The following is a 16,509-nucleotide window of genomic DNA, read 5'->3' as shown; positions in this document are numbered from 1 at the left end:
GTCCTCCACGAGAACGCCGGGTTGATGCGGTCGAGTCGGACGAGTTGATGATTTCCGACGGTCCGGACGTGATTCGTTCCTTGGAGAGCAAAGGAATCAAGGAACGCCGGAACTACTTGCGCCGCGTGATCCAACAGATCGACGCTCTGCCCGGACGCGGACCCATCGAAGAACGGATCAAGATCACTCCGGTGCGTTGATCCTCGTCACGAATGCCGCAGAATCAAGGATGGGCCTGGCGATCTTGCTCAACATGGGCACCATCACCGTCCCGGGCGGGTTCCCCGTCGTGGCGACCTTCCTGGCCACCGCGCTCGGCTTGCCACTCGAGGCCGTCGGCCTGCTCATCGCGGTCGACTGGTTCACCGGCATCTTCCGCACCTTCCTCAATGTCAACGGCGACACCTTCGTGTCCATGCTGGTGGCCAAGTCGACCGACGAGATCGACGACGACGTCTACTACGGGCGCAAGACGGTCCAGGCCGCGGAGTTCCGGGCGGCGGACTTTGGCGAAGACTTCAAGAAGGCCGATGACCTGGACTAGAACGGGTCGGTGAGGTCATCTTCTTGGATCAGCGCGGGAGACCCTGCTCGTCGTAGAGGTCCTCGTCAGTCAGCATTGGCGTCTCGACCGCCTGGCTCCGCGCCGCGATCTCCATGAGGCGGTCGGCGATCCCGGACCGCTCTGGGCGGTTCGTCATGGCCATAGCGCGACTCTAGCGTGCTCGGTAGAAGCCCGGTGCCTGCTCGGACCTAGGCCGGACTGCCTCTCATCGCGCCCGGATCGCACGAATCTGCGGCAGGATGTCGAGAACCGAGTGGTGACTCCGACGTTCGGGGTGAGCGGCCCACCGGGGTCGCCGGAGAGGTAAGGAGAACGCCGTGAAGTACGTCATCTTGATTCACTCGAGCCCGCAGCCGTGGGGGCACCCGACGGGTGACTTCGTCGCCGAGAACAAGGGGCTGCCACCCGAGCAGCGCGAGCAGATTAACGCCGACTTCGAGCAGTTTCTGGGCCAACTGCAGGAGCGGGGCGAGCTCGTGGGAGGCGAGGCGCTCGGCGACCCGGCGTCCTCCCGGCTCTACCGCTGGGAGACGGGGAACTCGGTCGCCACCGACGGGCCGTACTCGGAGGCGAAGGAGCAGCTGGCCGGGTTCTTCCTGATCGACGTCGAGGGGCCGGATCGTGCCGAGGAGATCGCGGCCCAGTTCGCCGGGCCGGGCGAGACGATCGAGCTGCGTCCGGCCATGTGGCCCGGCGGTGAGGAGTCCTGACGCCGCCGTGACCGGGGCCCAGCAGGCCATCGAGGACGTATGGCGCCGGGAGGCGCCGCACGTCCTGGCCGCGCTGGCGCGACGCTTCGGCGGCTTCGACGACTGTGAGGACGCCGCGCAGGAGGCACTCCTGGCGGCCACGGACCAGTGGCCGCAGGAGGGCGTGCCGACAGACCCGAAGGCGTGGCTGGTGCGGGTCGCCTCCCGGCGGCTCATCGACCGGTGGCAGTCTGAGAGCTCGCGCGCAGCAGCGTGAGCTGCGGGAGGCCGCGCGGGTGCCGAGTGTCGACGCGGCGGCCGTCTCGGCCGAGCAGCGCGCACTGGAGGAGGACGGCATACCGACGACTGCGGGCGGCGACGACACCCTGGGGCTGCTCCTGCTGTGCTGCCACCCCGCGGTGTCCGTGCCGTCCCAGGTCGCGCTGACCCTGCGCGCGGTCGCCGGCCTGACGACCCGGCAGATCGCGGCGGGCTTCTTCGTCACCGAGGCGACGATGGCCCAGCGGATCAGCCGGGCCAAGGCGACCCTGCGGGCGCAGGGCGCCCGGCTCGACCAGGTGCCGGATGAGCAGCTGCCGGACCGGCTGGGGAGCGTGCTGCACGTCCTCAACCTGGTCTTCACCGAGGGCCACGCCGCCAGCGTCGGTGACCAGGTCACCGACCGGCGGCTGACCGACGAGGCGATCCGGCTCACCCGGCACCTGTGCCGGCAGGTGCCCGACCACCGGGAGGCCGCCGGCCTGCTCGCGCTGATGCTGCTCACCGACGCCCGGCGCGACGGGCGCACCACGCCCGGGGGTGACCTCATCCCGCTCGGGGAGCAGGACCGCGCCCGGTGGGACCGGGAGCAGATCGCCGAGGGCGTGCGGATCCTCGAGCACACCCTGCCGCGGGGGCCGACCGGGCCGTTCCAGGTCCGTGCCGCCATCGCCGCGGTGCACGCCGAGGCACCGACCGCGGACGCCACCGACTGGGCCCAGATCTGCGTGCTCTACCGGATGCTGCAGCAGTTGGACAGCAGTCACGCGGTGACCCTGAATCTGGCGGTGGCTGTCGGTATGCAGCATGGTCCGGTGGAGGGGTTGGCCGTGCTCGAGCCGTTGGTGGCGGTGCCCGAGATGGCCCGACACCACCGCACCCACGCAGTCCGCGCCCACCTGCTCGAGATGGCGGGGCGGGATTCCGAGGCCCATGCGGCATACCTGCGTGCCGCGCAACTCACGGCCAGCACGCCCGAGCAGCGCTACCTCCTGCGACGTGCCGCGTCACTGGACGAGCGCGGGTAGCCATCACCGGATGCAACGTGGGCCGCTCCCCGACGCGTCTCATCCCGGATGCGTGAAGTCGACGAGACGGAGGAGCACACCATGACCCGCCGGACCAGCACGACCATCGCTGCAGTCGCCCTCGCCGCCCTGCTGAGCGGCTGTGGCGGTGACGCCGACGAGCCCGAGGTGCTCGAGCCAGCGCCCTCCAGCCAGCAGGCCGCGCCGGAGGACAGCGCCGAGGAGACCGAGCCAGCGGAGACGGACTCGGAGGAGGCCACCTCGGAGGAGGCTGGCGACGAGACCGGGGGCGACGAGACCGGCGACATGCCCACCGTGCCGACGGAGTATGCCGACGCGCTGGTCGTCGCATGGGGCGCGGGCGACCACGCCACGATGGAGCGCCTCGGCACCGCCGAGGTCGTGCACATCCTGGGCGACGGTGGCGGCCCGAACTGGGAGCAGACCGACGCCGTGGAGTATGCCGCGTCGACCGAGGTGACCTACGAGAACAGTGAGAGCGGCGACCAGCTCATGCTGCGCGTGGACCACGGGATCCTGACCGAGGGCGGTGAGCAGGCCGTCATCCAGGCGACCTACACCGTCGCCGGCGACGACGCCGACCTGCCGACCGAGCCGGTCGCCTACGCCGACGCGCTCGTGGTCGCCTGGGGCGCCGGTGAGCAGGCCGTGGTCGAGCGGATGGCCACACCGGAGGCGGTGCACATCCTGGGCGACGGTGGCGGGCCCGACTGGCAGCAGACCGGATCCGAGGGGGCCGCCGGCTCCACCATCGTGACCTACGCGGACAGCGAGAGTGGTGACGTCCTCACCCTGCGCGTGGACAACGCCACCGCGTCCGAGGGTGCCGACCAGGCCGTGGTCGAGGCGAGGTACGAGACTCCCTGACCCACGGCATACTGCAGGGGTGAGCGAGCCGAAGACCGTCCCGACGGACGCCGACGTGCAGGCTTTCCTGGAGGCGGCGCAGCCCGCGCGCCGTCGCCAGGACGGGCTGGCCCTGGCCGAGATCTTCCGCGAGGTGACCGGCGCCGACCCGGTGCTGTGGGGTCCCTCGATCGTCGGCTACGGGAGCTATCGCTATGTCTCCCCGGCCAATCCCCGCACGCGTGGCACCTGGCCGCGGGCCGGGTTCTCGCCGCGCAGGGCCAGCCTCTCGCTCTACGGGCTCAAGGACCTGCCGGAGGGTGCGGCGCTGCTGCCGCAGCTGGGCAGCTACACCGAGGGCGCTGGCTGCGTCTACGTCAAGCGTCTCGACGACGTCGACCTGGACGTGCTGCGCCGCCTCATCGCGATCGCCTGGGAGCGCGGGGACGACCCCGAGCCTGCCTGACCAGGCGGCCCAGGCACGATCGTGCCGATCGGACTGGACTGCCTGGTCCCGACTGCGGCACACTGGGGAGACCGGCACGATCGTGCTGGTGAAGGAGGTCTGATGATGCAGTCATGGCATGACCAGATCGCGGCGCGTCGTCGGGAGTTTGGGGCTCCGCCAGGTCGACCTCGCCGAGTTGGCCGGAGTATCCGAACGCTTCGTCCGGCTGCTGGAGTCGGGCAAGGCGAGCGTCCGTCTGGACAAGGTCGGCCCGGTGTTGGAGGTCCTCGGCCTCCGGCTGGAGCTGGTGCCGGTGGAGACGCCGTGACCACCGCGAGCGTCCATCCCGGAGAGCCCGATCCGCGCGAGGTCCACGTAGCCCACGTCCTCAAGGACGGCCGGCCCGCAGCGACCCTGACCCGGGTAGACGGTGGCGTGGAGTTCGCCTACACGCAGGCCTACCTGGACGCCGGCGGCCGTGCCGTGGCCACGACGCTGCCGCTCACCGACGAGCCGGTGCGGGACGGCGCGAACGGCGTCGCCGTGACCTCGGGGGCTGAGCGATCCCGATGCGGCCGGGCACGTGGCTTTCCGCGCCACCAGCGGCGGCATCACGCACTTGCGCGAGGACGGCTACTTCCACAACCGGCAGGTCGCGACGCTCAACGCCGTCGATCACCTGACCTGACCGTCGGTCACCTCAGCCGTCCGGCTGGCCCTGCTCCTCGGCATACCGGTCCAGCGCCGCTCGCCACATCCGGGCGATGACCCTGGGCATCGGCCCGTGGTGGAGGAGGAACAACACCGGCCGCAGCCGCGGGCGGGCGTCCCTTGCGTCCCACTCGGCCTGCACACGACTGCCGCCCGAGCCGTCAGGGGCGACCCGCACTGTCCCGTCGCCGCCCCCGCCGTAGCTGCTCTCGGTCACCGTCCACCGGACCACGTCCGGGTCGGACCAGTCGTAGCGGCAGACCACCCAGAACGGCGAGCCCGGGCTGCTCTCCCGGGCCTCGGCCCAGTCCTGGCCCTGCCCGCGCACCTGGTAGGTCTTGGGGTCCAGGGTGCGGCTCCAGGTGCGCAGGCGCCGCTCGGAGAAGTCCGTCAGCGCCTCACGGACCTGGTCGGGCGATGCCTTCGTGGTGAACTCAAAGCGCATCGGGGGTGTCCGTCCTCACCTCCACCATGGTCCTCCCAAGTGACAGGGAGGACAATCACGGTGCCTCGACCCACGCACCCCCCTGCAGCAGGTACCGGGCGGTGACGTCGGCTAGGGGATCGTGACCTGCCTGTGCTTCGGTCACGTCCTCGGGATAGGGCAGGTATTCGGTGGTGACCACCGAGAGCCCCTCCAGCTGAGCCCCCCTGATCGTGCGGTGCATGGGTCCGTACTCATTCCCGGGGAGGGAGTAGCCACCCGTGAGAGGCGGGGCGAGCAGGGTCAGCTCCCCCGAGGGGTCGCGGGAGTAGGCGGCGACGAACGTGGCGCTGCTCGTGCGCCCGGCGCAGCAGTACTCCAGCACCGAGCCCGTGCACCGGAGGGCCAGGACCACTTCTCGGCCCCCATCGCCGTCCAGGTCCGCCTCGCCGAGCACCTCCGTCCAGATCACACCCGCCCCGGCATACTCCCCGCTCGGGGTCCAGGCCTCGCCGGTGCCGTCGACGAGGGGGATCGGCGTGGTGTGCTCCCACCCGAAGGTGCCGTCGGTGCAGGAGCCCACCGGCAGCGTGGCGTTGAGCACGCCCGAGCTGTCCCCGGCCGGTGGCGAGGACACCCTGGTGCCATAGAGCTCCAGGGAGAACTCGTTGGCGTCGCGCTCGATCAGGGCCGAGAGGAGCGACTGGGGCCATAGCGTGAGCGCGGCGCTGATCAGCCCGAGCTTGGCAAGGCCCAACTGTTGCAGCGGCGACAGCACACCGGACTGACCAGCCAGCATCTGGAAGCAGGACAGACCCGTGGAGACAAGGGGGCCTGGCTGGGGGTCGACGGCGTGCTCGAGGGTGCCGCCGAAGCACTCGGCGAGATCGTCGGCACTGAGGGCGGCCTGGATCGTCGCGGACACCGGGTCGTTGCGGCCGAAGGACACGACGTTCAGCGCGGCTTCGAACCCGAGGGCCGCGGCGGACCACACAGGTTGGTAGACCGCGTCATAGCCCACCGGCACATCACCCTCGCTCGCGCGGAAGGACAGGGAGCCGCCCGGCGCGAGGATGGAGCGGTCTCGGGGATGGCCCTGGGAGACGTTGTAGAGCGACGTGGTCAGCAGTTCGGCCAGGCTCAGCTTGGCGATCTGCACGATGCCGGTGGGCCGCGTGTCGGCCGTGATCTCGAAGGCGGCCGGTGCGTTGGAGTACACCTGCATCGACAGGTCGCCGGTAGGGGCACGCCCGGCGCACAACCACACGGCGCCGAGGCCCGGGCCCTCGGCGAGGAAGTCGAAGTCGCCGAGGTCGGCGGCGCGGCCGAGGTTCTCCTTGGTGCAGCCGGGTGCGGGGTACTGCAGCCCGAGCGCGAGCTCTATCTGCTCCTGTAGATCCCGCAGCCAGGCCATGGGGTCGAACCGGAACAGGGTGAACGTGGACAGGTGCAAGGTGTTCACGACCACCGCCTCGAGAGCGTCCTCGTGGGCGATGTTGACGTAGTTGCCCCGGCCGGTGTCCGAGCGCATCACGACGTAGGCGTTGGTCTCGCTCGGCGGCGCGGTGGTCGCAAAGGTCAGCGTGATCGGTGCCTGCGGCTGAAGGCCATCCCCGAGCCGGACGTCCACGGTCTGGACGATCTCGGCGTCATCGATCTCCAGCTCCGGTTCCAGGAGCCGCACCCTGACCGTCGTTCCGGCCGGGGCGACCCCGTCGGGGGCGCTCACCACCACGTCGGGCAGCTCCACCATGAAACCCTCCCCGGTCACGGTCGCCTCCGCCTCAGTGACTGTCGCGGGTGCCGTCTCCTCCTGATCTGGGGTCGTCGTTGCGGCGTCGCTCTCCTGGCCCTGGTTAGCGGTGTCCGTCACCTGACCGGTGGCGGCCTCGTCGGTCGCCGGGGCCGCCCCGCCGCACCCGGCCACCAGGACCAGGCTCACCAACCAGATCCCCACCATCGGACGTGACCACCACCCGCGCATGCGGGCATTGTGTCCGCTGACCGTCGCTGCTATGTCGCGGTTGAGGAGGCAGACGGGCTACCGGCCCAGGCCCTCCACCAGGTCGACGGTGACCTCGTCCAGGCTGGCGACGCGGACCGCGGCCAGGTCGAGGGCGTCCTGCGCGGGAGGGAAGGCCTCGTGGGGCACCGCGATCACCTGCATCCCGGCGGCGGCCGCCGAGCGCAGCCCGTTGCTGGAGTCCTCCAGGGCCGCGGCCCGGGCGGGCTCCACCCCGAGCAGCTCACAGGCCCGCAGGTAGCCGTCGGGCGCCGGCTTGCCCGCGGCCACCTCCTCGGTCGAGACCGTCACCCGGAAGTGCCGGGCGATGCCCAGGGCGCCGAGCGAGGCGTCGATCAGCAGGCGGGGCGAGGACGAGGCGACCGCCAGCGGCCAGCGCTCGGCCAGCCGTTCGCACGGCCTCGACGGCACCGGGCATCGTGGGCAGGTGATCCCGGTAGCGCGCCGCCATCTGGCCGATGGTCCGGTCGGCCACCTCGGCGGCGTCGCCCTGGATGCCGACGGTCGAGGCGAGGTACTCCGACCACTCGGGTGTCGACATACCCATCATCGCCTCGGTGGCACCGTCCGGCCAGGGCACGCCGTCCTCGGCGGCCAGCCCGCGCCGCACCTCGTCCCAGATCGTCTCGGTGTCGGTCAGCACGCCGTCCATGTCGAAGACGACGGCGGCGATGGAGGTGGCGGGTGCGGTCATGGACCCATCGTGCCGGACTACCCGGCGGTTCCGCGGAACCGCCCGCCCCGCCCCGGCGTCCCAGGTGGTGTCGGAGACGTCCGCACGGGATGGAGCATGCGATGACCAGGTCAGTCGTGAAGTCTGTGGCAGCGCTGGCGCTCGCCCTGCCGCTCGCCGCGTGCGGATCGGGCGCGGGGGAGCCCTCCGGGTCGCCGGGGTCGGCGGACACCGACAGCGCGTCAGCCACCACGGCAGAGCCCGACGAGACGCAGCCCGACGAGGGAGGGACGTGGCTCACCTCCGACGGCGACGTGTTGCTGACCTGTCACGGTGAGCCGTCGTTCCCGGCGTCGGTGGTCGAGCTCGGGCGTCGAGATCGGGCCCGAGGAGTCGGCCGAGGTCGTGGCGGCCCTGTCCGAGATCGGGGAGGAGGCCGGCATCGACGCGCCGGGGCCGCTGCTGGAATCGTCGGCCGAGGACGTGCGGTGGCGCGTGCTCTGGCGGGCCGAGGGTCCGGACGGCGAGGAGATGGGGATCCTGCTGGCGGAGCCCGACACCAGCGACTTCTCCCTGGAGCGGGATGAGTACCTCTCGCTCGGCGTGCACGAGGGCGCCTGGCGGGTCGAGGGCTGGGGCGGCGGGTGCCGGGCGCAGCTCGCGCTGGATGCCACGAGCGAGTGGGCCCAGATCGCCTGGCCGGAGGGCGCGACGGAGCAGACCGGGTCCAGCCTCGAGGTCGTTGTCTCGGAGATCCAGTGCGCCGGCGCGCGGGACCCCGAGCCGCACCTGGCGGCCGAGCCCCTCGTCGTGGAGACCGAGGAGGACGTCACCGTCTACTGGACCACCGAGCGCGTCGTCGGGGGTGCGACCTGCCCCGGCAACCCCTGGGTGGAGCGGACCGTGCAGTTGGAGGCGGACCTGGGGGAGCGCACCCTGCTCGACGGCTCGACCTGGCCGGCGGAGCCCGTCGCGCCCGTCGACGAGTGGTGAGGAGCCGGAAGATCTCGACCGGCTACCCCGGCTGGAGGAACGCCGCCAGCATCGGGGCCGCGGCCCGCTCGACCGCCGCGGTGAACGGCTCGCCGTCGTGGACGTAGCCCTCCGTGGCGCCCCGCTCGCCCCGCACCTCATCGCCCCGCACCCTCGTCGCGCCCGCGCGAGCTCCTCGAGGGACTCGTGCTGCTCGTCGAACAGCCCCAGGCCCTGGGCCCGCGCGAAGTCCACGACGTGACGACCGTCGACCAGCCGCTCGGCCGCGGCGTCGCCCACGAGTCGGTGCAGCCCCCACCGGGTGAAGTCGTCCAGCGTCATGCCGTGGTGGCCGAACGGGAAGACCAGCGTCGGGGCGCCGATCGCCACCCGCCGGTCGCAGGCGGCCATGATCTCCACCCCGCCGCCGGCCGCGCCGTTCTCGACGACCGCGACCACCTCCCGGGGGACGGTGTGGATCGTCAGCAGGCACTCCACGACGGCGTGCACGAAGGTGCGGGACCGCTGCGCGTCGGACCGGGCGTGCGCGAGGGCACCCAGGTCGGCCCCGGAGCAGAAGTAGCCGCCTGAGCCCACGACATACAGCGGGGTGTCGGTGTCGTCCCCGTGCTCCCGCACCAGGGCGGCGAGCTGCTGCCACATCGGCAGGGTGAGCGCATTGCGCCGCTCCGGGCGGTCCAGCACGAGCGTGTCGCCCAGGTGGGTGCGCTCGAAGCGGACAACGCCGTCGGCGGGGGAGGTCTGCGGCACGGAGTTCACTGTAGGCGGAGGGCTCGGCCCGCCATATTGCGGCCGTGATCTGGCCGGAATCCTTCGTAGCCTGAAGCCTATGGAGATGAAACTGGAGCTGGTGGCCGTGCCCGTGACCGATGTCGACCGGGCCAAGGAGTTCTACGTGCAGGCCGGGTTCAACGCCGACCACGACCACACGGTGAGCGACGACGTGCGGTTCGTGCAGCTCACCCCGCCGGGCTCGGCGTGCTCGATCGCGCTGGGCAAGGGGCTGACCGACATGGCACCCGGGTCGCTGGACAACATGCAGATGGTGATCGGCGACGCGGACGCCGCCCGCGCGGACCTGCTGGACCGCGGTATCGAGGCCAGCGAGGTCGACGAGCAGCCGTGGGGGCGATTCGTCTACTTCGCCGACCCGGACGGCAATCGCTGGGCGCTGCAGGAGCTGCCGGACTGGTCCGCCGGGGCCCAGGACGGCTGAGGAATAGCCTGGCGGATGGACGGGCCGCCGCGATTGCGGGTCCTGCTCGCGGTGTGCCGGACGGTCCTGCTGATCTCGCCGAGTCCGTCCCGTTCCGTGATGCCGCGGTCCACCGCCTGGCTGCCCCGGTGGGACTTCCACGCCGGACGTCGTCGTGCATCGGCGATGTAGACTAGGTGCATCACTGATGCGCGGAGGAGCGATGCGGACCACGATACGTCTCGATCCGGACGTCGCCAGCGCTGCCGAGCGGCTGCGACGAGAGAAGCGGATCGGCCTGGCTGAGGCGGTCAACCAGCTGGCCAGGGCCGGTCTGGAACGAGGTGCGCCGGAGCGGCGCCCCTACCGCCAGCGCACCGCATCGATGGGCCTGCAGATCGATGTCTCGAACGTCGCCGAGGCCCTGGAGTTGTTGGACGAGGCGGACCACAGGACCTCCGGATGATCGTGGACGCCAACGTCCTCCTCTACGCGGTGGACTCGACGTCGACGTTCCACGAGCCAGCCCGCGAGTGGTTGGAGGAGGCGTTGAGTGGTCCGTCCAGGGTCGGGCTCCCCTGGGTCTCGCTGATCGCGTTCCAGCGGATCGCCACGCACCCCCGGGCCTCCGCTGCCCCGCTGGACCCGGTGGACGCGTGGTCGTTCGTGACCGACTGGCTCGCGGCCGAGCCGACCTGGATCCCCCAGGCTGGGCCGCGGCACTCCGACATCCTCGGACGCATCGTGGCGGAGGGGGACCTCCGCGCCAACCTGGTCACGGACGCGCATCTGGCCGCGCTGGCCGAGGAGCACGGCGTGGCCGTCTGCTCCTTCGACAGCGACTTCGCGAGGTTTCCCGCGATCACCTGGTTCCGTCCCGGCACCAGCTGACACCGGTGGCACGATGGGCCCGTGACTGACGAGCGGATCCTGACGGAGGGGCACGCGCCCACCCCCTTCACGGCGGCGCAGATCCGGGCGCACTGCGTGGACGGGCTGCGGGTGGTCGTGGCGGTCGAGGACGGCGACGGGCGCACCTGGCACAGCACGACGTTCCGCGAGGGGGACGCCGACGGGGTGACCCTCGAGACGGCGCCCTGCGACCCGGAGGGGGCGCCCAGAGGTGAGGTGTCCCGCAGCCGCGCCACCTGGCTCGAGCTGCAGGGGCACGCCTCCTTCCCCGAGGCGACCACGGAGGTGGGGGAGGAGACGACCGACGGGCCCCTCGGCATACGACGGTGTCTGCGGTATGCCGTGCGCGGCGCGACCGGCACGACCACCCTGTGGTTCGCGGTCGACCACCCGGGGATGCCGGTGCGGATCGAACGGCCCGGATCGGTCATGGAAGTCGTCGCGTTGACCCTGCTCGAGGCGTAGCCCGAGCGTCCGCCCGGGGCCTGCGGATGAGAGAGTGGGGGGTCACGTAGGTGCAGGATGAGGTGCAGGTATGACGCAACACGACGGCAGCGCCGGTCCGCGGACGCTCGACCCGGCCGACCAGCTCGACGCGGACGAGAAGGCCCAGCTGGTCTACGCCCTGGAGGGGCGCTTCGCCGCCCACCTGGACGCGGCCGCATCGGCGGTGCGCGAGGCCGAGCGGCAGCTCGCCGAGGTGCGTGAGCAGCTGGCCGCGGCGATCGAGGAGGAGGAGCGGGCGCGCTACCGCTCCGACCCGCTGGTCTTCATGCGCGACGGGGTGACCGAGGAGGTCGAGGGCCTGGTCCGCAAGACGACGCCGAAGAAGCTGCGCACCTCCTACCGGTACCTGCTCGACCGGGCCGTGGAGCTGGCCGCCGGTGAGGTGCAGGGCTACCACGACGACCGGGCGCGGGAGCAGCAGGAGCGCGAGCAGGGCGTGCAGGCGAGCCGCGACGCCGAGCAGCGTGCGATCTCCGCGCTCGAGGAGGCCCAGGCCATGCAGGGGCGGGTGCAGGCCGCCGAGGCCGCGGCCCGGCAGGGCCTGGACGTGCTGGCGGACAAGCTGGAGGCACCCGCCGGCTGACGCCCGCGTCGGGTGGGCCCGGCTGGCCGAGCGCGTCGGCTCGCCGGTCAGTAGGGTCGAGTCGTGCGGGCAGAGACCGAGCAGACCATCCGCCAGGCGTGGGCCGAGGTGCTCGGCGTCGACGACCTGGGGGACGGTCCGCGCGTGCTGCGACGGGACGACGCCGCCGACGCCGTGACGTTCGTCCGCATCTTCGGCCGGGGCGTCCTCAAGGGGCCGCAGTGGGCGCTGGACCGCGCGGGCAACCTGTCCGACGACGAGTTGTCCCGGCTGGCGGTGCTGCTGCGCCTCGCCTCCGACCACGGCGCGCGACCGCTCGGTGCCGCCGAGCTCTCCTTCACCGACAGCAGGGTCGAGCACGCCGACCTGGCGATGACCCAGGACGAGGCCGCGGTCGCCGCGCTGGAGGCGGCGTGCCCGCACGAGGACGTCGACGAGGTCGGACTGCACGGTATGCCGCACCGCTGGGTGCTGCTGGATCGTGCCGGGAGCGATGTGGCCGGGGTGGGTGACGCGGCTGGCGAGGGGGATGCGGCCGGCGAGGGCAGCCCGCTCCCGCTCGCCGGTGCTGGCTATGTCGTGTGGGCGCAGGTGCTCGCCCACATGGGGGTGTTGACGAGTCCGCACGCCCGTGGCCGCGGCTACGGGGTGCTGGCTGCTGCGGTCGGCACCAACGCGGCCCTCGATGCCGGCCTGGTCCCGCAGTGGCGGGCCCGCTGGGACAACGAGCCGTCGAAGCGGATGGCGCAGGTCCTGGGATATGAGCTGGTGGGCAGTCAGACCACCGTCTTCATCGACCCGCCCGAGGACGCCGACGGTGGCGCAAGGCGCCGGGCCTGAAGCTTCCCGGTGACGGGGTGACCTGTAGAACCGGGTGCCGTAGCCCGCGTCTGACAGGTCACCCCTGTCGCGGGTCGACGCCTCTCTAGGCGTCGGGGCAGCGCTCGCGGAGGATGTCGGAACCCGGCCCCGTGAGGTCGTCGCAGTATGCGGAGCGGCCGGCCATCGCCATCACCAGCGCCAGCGTGCTGCCCTCCGCAACCGGGCCGTCGCCGCTGCTGAACGAGGAGTCCGTCGCGACCAGCCGCAGCCCCTTGGCCGCGGTCTTGCTGTTGACCGTGAAGTCTCGGGCGGCAAAGAACGTTGCCACCTGCACCGCCGCCGCGACGTCCGGCTCCGTGCTGATCCGCAGCGGCCGGCGGAGGTCCTGGCCGTGCACGACCACCTCGCCCAACCAGGCGGGCGTGTGCCCGGACGCGGCCGTCGTGCTCCCGACGGCAGCGCGGAACCGCTCCAGTGTCTCGGTCGGCGAGCTCCCGAGGTGCTCCGCGAGGCGTCGCCGGTTGTGTCGCCCCGCGTCGAATCGCGCCCCGACGATGCTGGTGATCCAGCGGAGCCGGCCGGTGCTTGCCGCGGCCGTCAGGTGCGCCACCACCTCCCGCACCGTCCAGTCGCCGCACAGCGTGGGCTGCGTCCACTGGGCCTCCTCGAGGGTGGCCAGGTCGTCGGCCAACGCGGCGCGCTCGGCGTGGATCATCGCCCACAGGTCGTCGCGGCTGATGGCGCTCGCGGTCACGGGTATGCCTCTCGGTCGGGGTGCTGGACGGGTGTTGCGTCCAGTCTGACTGTGCGACCGCCCGGAACTCACCGCAAGCCTGCGGAGCGCGTCCCCGGGTGGGTGCCACGGCGGGCAGGAGGAACGGGGGCAGGTGACAGCGGAGGGGGCGGAGGTGGACGATGAGTGTCATGACGGTGATGCCGCGCTCGGGCGAGGCCTGGACGGTCGATGACCTCGACCGGCTGCCCGACGACGGGCTGCAGTACGAACTGCTCGACGGGTTGCTCCTGGTGACGCCGGCACCCGTGCCGGTGCACCAGCGGGTGTTGGGCAACCTCTACCTGCCGCTCCGAGCGGCCTGCCCGCCGGGTTTCGAGGTCTTCTTCGCCCCGGTGGACTGGCGGCCGGATTACCGGACCTCCCTGCAACCCGACCTGCTCGTGGTGCGGACCGAGGACGTCGAGGTCAAGAACATCACCGGGCCACTGGTCCTGGCCGTCGAGGTGCTCTCGCCCTCGACCCGCCGCAAGGACCAGGTGCTCAAGCGTTCCAAGTACGGGGACTCGGGGGTCCAGTCCTACTGGATCGTGGACCCGAAGGAGCCCTCGCTGCTCGCCCTGGACCTGATCGACGGCCGCTACGTCACGGGAGCGAGCGCCGCCGGGGACGCCGTGGCGCACTGCCGACTCCCGTTCTCCGTGGACATCGTCCCGTCCGACCTCACCGCGGCGGCTTCCGGGCGGGGGTGACCTGTCAAAGCGGGTGCCATAGCCCGCGTCTGACAGGTCACCACCCAGAGGGAACGACGAACGTCGTCAGGGTTCGAGCACCCGCCGCAGCGACGACTGGTCTGTCAGCGCCCTCGGCAACGCCTGGCCGGCGGCGAGGACGCGGTCGCGCCAACCCGGCGGGATCCAACCCCCGTGGGGGAACTGGGGATGACCGGGCTGCCGCTGGCGGGCCCACATGGTGAAGACCAGCTCCGCCCAGTCCGAGCTGAGCACCCAGTTGATCGGGCCGTTCTGCGAGGTCCCCATGATCTGCAGGTGGCCGGGCCCCAGCAGTTGCGCCGCGTCGATCGAGCCGTAGTCCCAGGAGTAGAACTGGGCCTGCTCCTGGCAGTAGAACCCGAACTGGCTGACCCAGATCTGCCCGGCGGCGATGGGCACCCAGCGGGGCTGGGCGTCCCGTGCCGCCTGCTGCCGACGGCGGCTGTTGCCGATGGCCCGCCCGGCCAGGGCGCCGATCGTGAGGGCGGTGCCGTACTTGCCGGTGGCGAAGAAGAAGCCGCTGTTGTGGGCGTAGGTGCCGTCCCCCACGGCCTGAAAGCTGCTGAGCGTGAAGGGCCCAGTGGCCAACACCCGCTCGGCAGGCCGGCTCAGCGCGAAGTGCACCGATGGCCCCTGCCAACTTCCGAGCTGCGCCGAGTCCACGAGCTCGTTGATGTGGCAGGTCTGCCAGATGGCCACGTCGTGCGACGACAGCGGGCTCGTCATCGCCCACCCCTGCGGTAGTAGAGGGCGCGGGACTCCACGGCCACGACATACGAGACCAGCCACAGCGCGATCGCCGCACTGCCGACCTGCCAGCCCCCGGGTGAATCCCGCAGCACGAAGCCCAAGAACGAGAACACCGCGAAGAGCAGCAACCCGTAGAGGAACCACTTCCCCCTCCGGATGCGCCGCACACCGAGGAACAGTGCCACGGCGTTGGCGATCCCCAGGGACTCCAGGTTGGCCAGTGACCCCTGGGCCAGGCCCAGGACGATGAGGGGCACCCACAGCAGGACCCACACGATCCCGGAGATCCGCTGGGTGAGCGTGTGCCCCTTGACGACCTGCCACCACGAATCGGGCGTCCCGAAGGGGCGGCCGTCGAATCCGCTGCTCCCTGGCCGTCCGGTGCCAGGTTGGTAGGTCGGGATCTGCATCGACGGGGGATACTGCGGACCGTTGTACGGCTGCCCGGGGGTGGGGTAGGCCGGTCCGTCAGGGGGTCCCCACGACGGTGGAGGCTGCTGCGTTGGCCCGGTGGTCGGCCCAGGAGTGGGGCCCGGACGTGGCGGTGGGTCAGGAGTCGGTGCCCAGGACGCCTCCTGGCCCCAGTCGTCGACGACGTCCACCTCGACGACGTCCTCCTCCGCAGCTCGGTGCGTCCGCCGGGAGTCCAGCTCGGCGTCGTGCGCTGCTCGCCGATCGGGATCGAGCAGGACGCGCCGGGCGCGGTCGAGCCGATCCATGTCCACCCCGTCAGCGGCAGTGCCGAGATCCGGGTGCTCGCGGGCCTTGCGCCGGAACGCCCTGGTGATCTCCTCAGCCGTGGCTGACCGGTCGACCCCCAGGGTGTCGTAGTGCGACTCGGTCACGACAGCCGCCGGCGCTGCGCCGCATCCTGGTCCGGCAGGGCGGTGCGGTCGACGACGAAGGTGTAGCGCACCAGCTCGACCTGCCAGGTCGGGGTGTTCTGCTGCCGCGCGGCCGACACGACGACGGCCTCGGCGTCGGACAGGCGGAGTCCGCAGACGCGGTGATAGACGGAGCCATCGCCGCGGGTGTACTGCACCGCCTCGGCGACGAACACGCTGTGGTGGGGGACGCCGGTCTGGACGCTGCGCTGGACAGAGACCGGCAAGTAGCGCAACTGCTCCAGAGCCGCGGAGTCGTGCAGGTGCAGCGGCCCGCCTGCGGCAGCTGGCGCAGCCCCGGCCGCCGCTTCCTCGCCCGACTCATGGATGTCGCCGACCCGCCGGGTCGGGGTGCTGACTGCCCGGTATGCCGTCCACTCACCCGGTCCCCACGGCCCGGCGGGAGCGAAGGAACCGTCGGGTCGCGGGGCCAGCGGTTGGCGGAAGTCGATCACGACGACGCCGCCGGGCTGGGCACGCCAGCCGCGGCGCAGCCGGTACACCGCCCCACCCGACCGGACCACCCCACGCATCGCGACGAGAGCACTGGCGATGACCGGGCCACCAAGGTCGGGGATGTCGACCGCGTGATCCTCCAGCTCGAGAACGGTGCCGGTCCAGTCACCTCCCCCGACGGGCGCCCAGGTAGC

The 16,509-nt window shown here is 71.7% G+C and carries 24 protein-coding genes and 2 pseudogenes; 16 read left to right on the top strand and 10 right to left on the bottom strand.

The features are described from left to right. The first annotated feature begins 229 nt into the window (after nt 1–229). A complete protein-coding gene (locus AC1QRC_RS15680; protein WP_484204190.1) occupies nt 230–544 on the top strand; it encodes a cation:dicarboxylate symporter family transporter in 315 nt (104 codons plus the stop codon). 28 nt (nt 545–572) lie between these two features. Here the strand turns inward: AC1QRC_RS15680 and AC1QRC_RS15675 are convergent, their stop codons facing one another. Then, nucleotides 573–707, bottom strand: a complete 135-nt coding sequence (locus tag AC1QRC_RS15675) for a hypothetical protein (RefSeq protein WP_484204189.1) — start codon at nt 705–707, stop codon at nt 573–575. 175 nt (nt 708–882) lie between these two features. On the opposite strand from AC1QRC_RS15675, the gene AC1QRC_RS15670 reads away from it, so the two are divergent. The 7 genes and pseudogenes from AC1QRC_RS15670 to AC1QRC_RS15640 all read left to right on the top strand — a co-directional run. Beyond that, a complete protein-coding gene (locus AC1QRC_RS15670) occupies nt 883–1,275 on the top strand; it encodes a YciI family protein (RefSeq protein ID WP_484204188.1) in 393 nt (130 codons plus the stop codon). 7 nt (nt 1,276–1,282) lie between these two features. After that, nucleotides 1,283–1,531 carry a sigma factor gene (locus tag AC1QRC_RS15665; RefSeq protein WP_484204187.1) on the top strand — a complete coding sequence of 83 codons (249 nt, stop codon included), beginning with the start codon at nt 1,283–1,285 and terminating at the stop codon, nt 1,529–1,531. 19 nt (nt 1,532–1,550) lie between these two features. Then, nucleotides 1,551–2,561: an RNA polymerase sigma factor gene (locus AC1QRC_RS15660; protein ID WP_484204186.1), complete on the top strand. Its 1,011-nt coding sequence runs from the start codon at nt 1,551–1,553 to the stop codon at nt 2,559–2,561. An 81-nt stretch (nt 2,562–2,642) separates the two neighbouring features. Next, a complete protein-coding gene (locus tag AC1QRC_RS15655) occupies nt 2,643–3,449 on the top strand; it encodes a hypothetical protein (RefSeq protein ID WP_484204185.1) in 807 nt (268 codons plus the stop codon). Between the two features lie 19 nt (nt 3,450–3,468). Then, nucleotides 3,469–3,894 carry a DUF1801 domain-containing protein gene (locus AC1QRC_RS15650; RefSeq protein WP_484204184.1) on the top strand — a complete coding sequence of 142 codons (426 nt, stop codon included), beginning with the start codon at nt 3,469–3,471 and terminating at the stop codon, nt 3,892–3,894. A 118-nt stretch (nt 3,895–4,012) separates the two neighbouring features. Continuing rightward, the gene (locus AC1QRC_RS15645) at nt 4,013–4,204 is read left to right on the top strand and encodes a helix-turn-helix domain-containing protein (RefSeq protein WP_484204183.1); all 192 of its coding nucleotides are present in this window, start codon (nt 4,013–4,015) and stop codon (nt 4,202–4,204) included. Then, nucleotides 4,201–4,392 (top strand): annotated as a pseudogene (locus AC1QRC_RS15640) (HipA N-terminal domain-containing protein); the annotation flags it as partial. The gene AC1QRC_RS15645 and the pseudogene AC1QRC_RS15640, both read left to right, overlap by 4 nt. A gap of 184 nt (nt 4,393–4,576) precedes the next feature. On the opposite strand, the gene AC1QRC_RS15635 reads toward AC1QRC_RS15640, so the two are convergent. From AC1QRC_RS15635 to AC1QRC_RS15620, 4 genes are read right to left on the bottom strand one after another with little or no spacing between them, the layout of a single operon-like run. Beyond that, a complete protein-coding gene (locus tag AC1QRC_RS15635) occupies nt 4,577–5,032 on the bottom strand; it encodes an SRPBCC family protein (protein WP_484204182.1) in 456 nt (151 codons plus the stop codon). 55 nt (nt 5,033–5,087) lie between these two features. After that, a complete protein-coding gene (locus AC1QRC_RS15630) occupies nt 5,088–6,995 on the bottom strand; it encodes a hypothetical protein (RefSeq protein ID WP_484204181.1) in 1,908 nt (635 codons plus the stop codon). 57 nt (nt 6,996–7,052) lie between these two features. Next, entirely contained in the window at nt 7,053–7,370 is a 318-nt protein-coding gene (locus AC1QRC_RS15625; RefSeq protein WP_484206665.1) for an HAD family hydrolase, read from the bottom strand. Then, nucleotides 7,258–7,728: an HAD family hydrolase gene (locus tag AC1QRC_RS15620; RefSeq protein ID WP_484204180.1), complete on the bottom strand. Its 471-nt coding sequence runs from the start codon at nt 7,726–7,728 to the stop codon at nt 7,258–7,260. The genes AC1QRC_RS15625 and AC1QRC_RS15620 overlap by 113 nt, the downstream gene beginning before the upstream one ends. A gap of 312 nt (nt 7,729–8,040) precedes the next feature. Between AC1QRC_RS15620 and AC1QRC_RS15615 the strand changes: the two genes are divergently transcribed. Next, complete coding sequence (locus AC1QRC_RS15615) at nt 8,041–8,700, top strand: hypothetical protein (RefSeq protein WP_484206723.1); 660 nt, start codon at nt 8,041–8,043, stop codon at nt 8,698–8,700. 252 nt (nt 8,701–8,952) lie between these two features. Here the strand turns inward: AC1QRC_RS15615 and AC1QRC_RS15610 are convergent. Then, a pseudogene (locus AC1QRC_RS15610) lies at nt 8,953–9,342 on the bottom strand (enoyl-CoA hydratase/isomerase family protein); the annotation flags it as partial. Nucleotides 9,343–9,529: 187 nt separating this feature from the next. Between AC1QRC_RS15610 and AC1QRC_RS15605 the strand changes: the two are divergent. The 6 genes from AC1QRC_RS15605 to AC1QRC_RS15580 all read left to right on the top strand — a co-directional run bounded on the left by AC1QRC_RS15605 (nt 9,530) and on the right by AC1QRC_RS15580 (nt 12,737). Continuing rightward, nucleotides 9,530–9,916, top strand: a complete 387-nt coding sequence (locus AC1QRC_RS15605; protein WP_484204179.1) for a glyoxalase superfamily protein — start codon at nt 9,530–9,532, stop codon at nt 9,914–9,916. Nucleotides 9,917–10,118: 202 nt separating this feature from the next. After that, complete coding sequence (locus AC1QRC_RS15600; protein ID WP_484204178.1) at nt 10,119–10,361, top strand: CopG family transcriptional regulator; 243 nt, start codon at nt 10,119–10,121, stop codon at nt 10,359–10,361. Beyond that, on the top strand, nt 10,358–10,786 hold the full coding sequence (locus tag AC1QRC_RS15595) for a TA system VapC family ribonuclease toxin (RefSeq protein ID WP_484204177.1): 429 nt from the start codon (nt 10,358–10,360) through the stop codon (nt 10,784–10,786). The genes AC1QRC_RS15600 and AC1QRC_RS15595 overlap by 4 nt, the downstream gene beginning before the upstream one ends. Before the next feature lie 21 nt (nt 10,787–10,807). Then, nucleotides 10,808–11,272 carry a hypothetical protein gene (locus AC1QRC_RS15590; protein WP_484204176.1) on the top strand — a complete coding sequence of 155 codons (465 nt, stop codon included), beginning with the start codon at nt 10,808–10,810 and terminating at the stop codon, nt 11,270–11,272. A 70-nt stretch (nt 11,273–11,342) separates the two neighbouring features. Next, complete coding sequence (locus tag AC1QRC_RS15585; protein WP_484204175.1) at nt 11,343–11,897, top strand: hypothetical protein; 555 nt, start codon at nt 11,343–11,345, stop codon at nt 11,895–11,897. Between the two features lie 63 nt (nt 11,898–11,960). Further along, nucleotides 11,961–12,737, top strand: coding sequence for a GNAT family N-acetyltransferase (locus AC1QRC_RS15580; protein WP_484204174.1), 777 nt, complete (start codon nt 11,961–11,963; stop codon nt 12,735–12,737). Between the two features lie 85 nt (nt 12,738–12,822). Here AC1QRC_RS15580 and AC1QRC_RS15575 read toward each other — a convergent pair whose 3' ends face one another. Further along, on the bottom strand, nt 12,823–13,473 hold the full coding sequence (locus AC1QRC_RS15575; protein WP_484204173.1) for a maleylpyruvate isomerase family mycothiol-dependent enzyme: 651 nt from the start codon (nt 13,471–13,473) through the stop codon (nt 12,823–12,825). Nucleotides 13,474–13,634: 161 nt separating this feature from the next. Here AC1QRC_RS15575 and AC1QRC_RS15570 point away from each other — a divergent pair, with 161 nt between their 5' ends. Then, on the top strand, nt 13,635–14,204 hold the full coding sequence (locus AC1QRC_RS15570; RefSeq protein ID WP_484204172.1) for a Uma2 family endonuclease: 570 nt from the start codon (nt 13,635–13,637) through the stop codon (nt 14,202–14,204). Between the two features lie 66 nt (nt 14,205–14,270). Here AC1QRC_RS15570 and AC1QRC_RS15565 read toward each other — a convergent pair whose 3' ends face one another. Genes AC1QRC_RS15565 through AC1QRC_RS15555 form a run of 3 tightly spaced genes read right to left on the bottom strand, consistent with a single transcriptional unit; the run spans nt 14,271 to nt 16,392 of the window. Continuing rightward, the gene (locus tag AC1QRC_RS15565) at nt 14,271–14,951 is read right to left on the bottom strand and encodes a hypothetical protein (protein ID WP_484204171.1); all 681 of its coding nucleotides are present in this window, start codon (nt 14,949–14,951) and stop codon (nt 14,271–14,273) included. Beyond that, nucleotides 14,948–15,820: a J domain-containing protein gene (locus AC1QRC_RS15560; RefSeq protein WP_484204170.1), complete on the bottom strand. Its 873-nt coding sequence runs from the start codon at nt 15,818–15,820 to the stop codon at nt 14,948–14,950. Before AC1QRC_RS15560 ends, AC1QRC_RS15565 begins: the two co-directional genes overlap by 4 nt. Further along, nucleotides 15,817–16,392 carry a hypothetical protein gene (locus AC1QRC_RS15555; RefSeq protein ID WP_484204169.1) on the bottom strand — a complete coding sequence of 192 codons (576 nt, stop codon included), beginning with the start codon at nt 16,390–16,392 and terminating at the stop codon, nt 15,817–15,819. Before AC1QRC_RS15555 ends, AC1QRC_RS15560 begins: the two co-directional genes overlap by 4 nt. Nucleotides 16,393–16,509 lie beyond the last annotated feature (117 nt).

The sequence above is a fragment of the Ornithinicoccus sp. genome (assembly GCF_057176825.1).
Note: the sequence above shows the minus strand (reverse complement) of the source record. Positions and strands in the feature narration are given on the sequence as shown.

Bases quoted from the DNA above. Each gene is read 5' to 3' on its own strand.
- AC1QRC_RS15680 (WP_484204190.1), top strand. From the start codon at position 230: ATGGGCCTGGCGATCTTGCTCAACATGGGCACCATCACCGTCCCGGGC.
- AC1QRC_RS15675 (WP_484204189.1), bottom strand. From the start codon at position 707: ATGGCCATGACGAACCGCCCAGAGCGGTCCGGGATCGCCGACCGCCTC.
- AC1QRC_RS15655 (WP_484204185.1), top strand. From the start codon at position 2,643: ATGACCCGCCGGACCAGCACGACCATCGCTGCAGTCGCCCTCGCCGCC.
- AC1QRC_RS15645 (WP_484204183.1), top strand. From the start codon at position 4,013: ATGACCAGATCGCGGCGCGTCGTCGGGAGTTTGGGGCTCCGCCAGGTC.
- AC1QRC_RS15635 (WP_484204182.1), bottom strand. From the start codon at position 5,032: ATGCGCTTTGAGTTCACCACGAAGGCATCGCCCGACCAGGTCCGTGAG.
- AC1QRC_RS15630 (WP_484204181.1), bottom strand. From the start codon at position 6,995: ATGCGCGGGTGGTGGTCACGTCCGATGGTGGGGATCTGGTTGGTGAGC.
- AC1QRC_RS15620 (WP_484204180.1), bottom strand. From the start codon at position 7,728: ATGACCGCACCCGCCACCTCCATCGCCGCCGTCGTCTTCGACATGGAC.
- AC1QRC_RS15605 (WP_484204179.1), top strand. From the start codon at position 9,530: ATGGAGATGAAACTGGAGCTGGTGGCCGTGCCCGTGACCGATGTCGAC.
- AC1QRC_RS15600 (WP_484204178.1), top strand. From the start codon at position 10,119: ATGCGGACCACGATACGTCTCGATCCGGACGTCGCCAGCGCTGCCGAG.
- AC1QRC_RS15595 (WP_484204177.1), top strand. From the start codon at position 10,358: ATGATCGTGGACGCCAACGTCCTCCTCTACGCGGTGGACTCGACGTCG.
- AC1QRC_RS15585 (WP_484204175.1), top strand. From the start codon at position 11,343: ATGACGCAACACGACGGCAGCGCCGGTCCGCGGACGCTCGACCCGGCC.
- AC1QRC_RS15570 (WP_484204172.1), top strand. From the start codon at position 13,635: ATGAGTGTCATGACGGTGATGCCGCGCTCGGGCGAGGCCTGGACGGTC.
- AC1QRC_RS15565 (WP_484204171.1), bottom strand. From the start codon at position 14,951: ATGACGAGCCCGCTGTCGTCGCACGACGTGGCCATCTGGCAGACCTGC.
- AC1QRC_RS15555 (WP_484204169.1), bottom strand. From the start codon at position 16,392: ATGCGTGGGGTGGTCCGGTCGGGTGGGGCGGTGTACCGGCTGCGCCGC.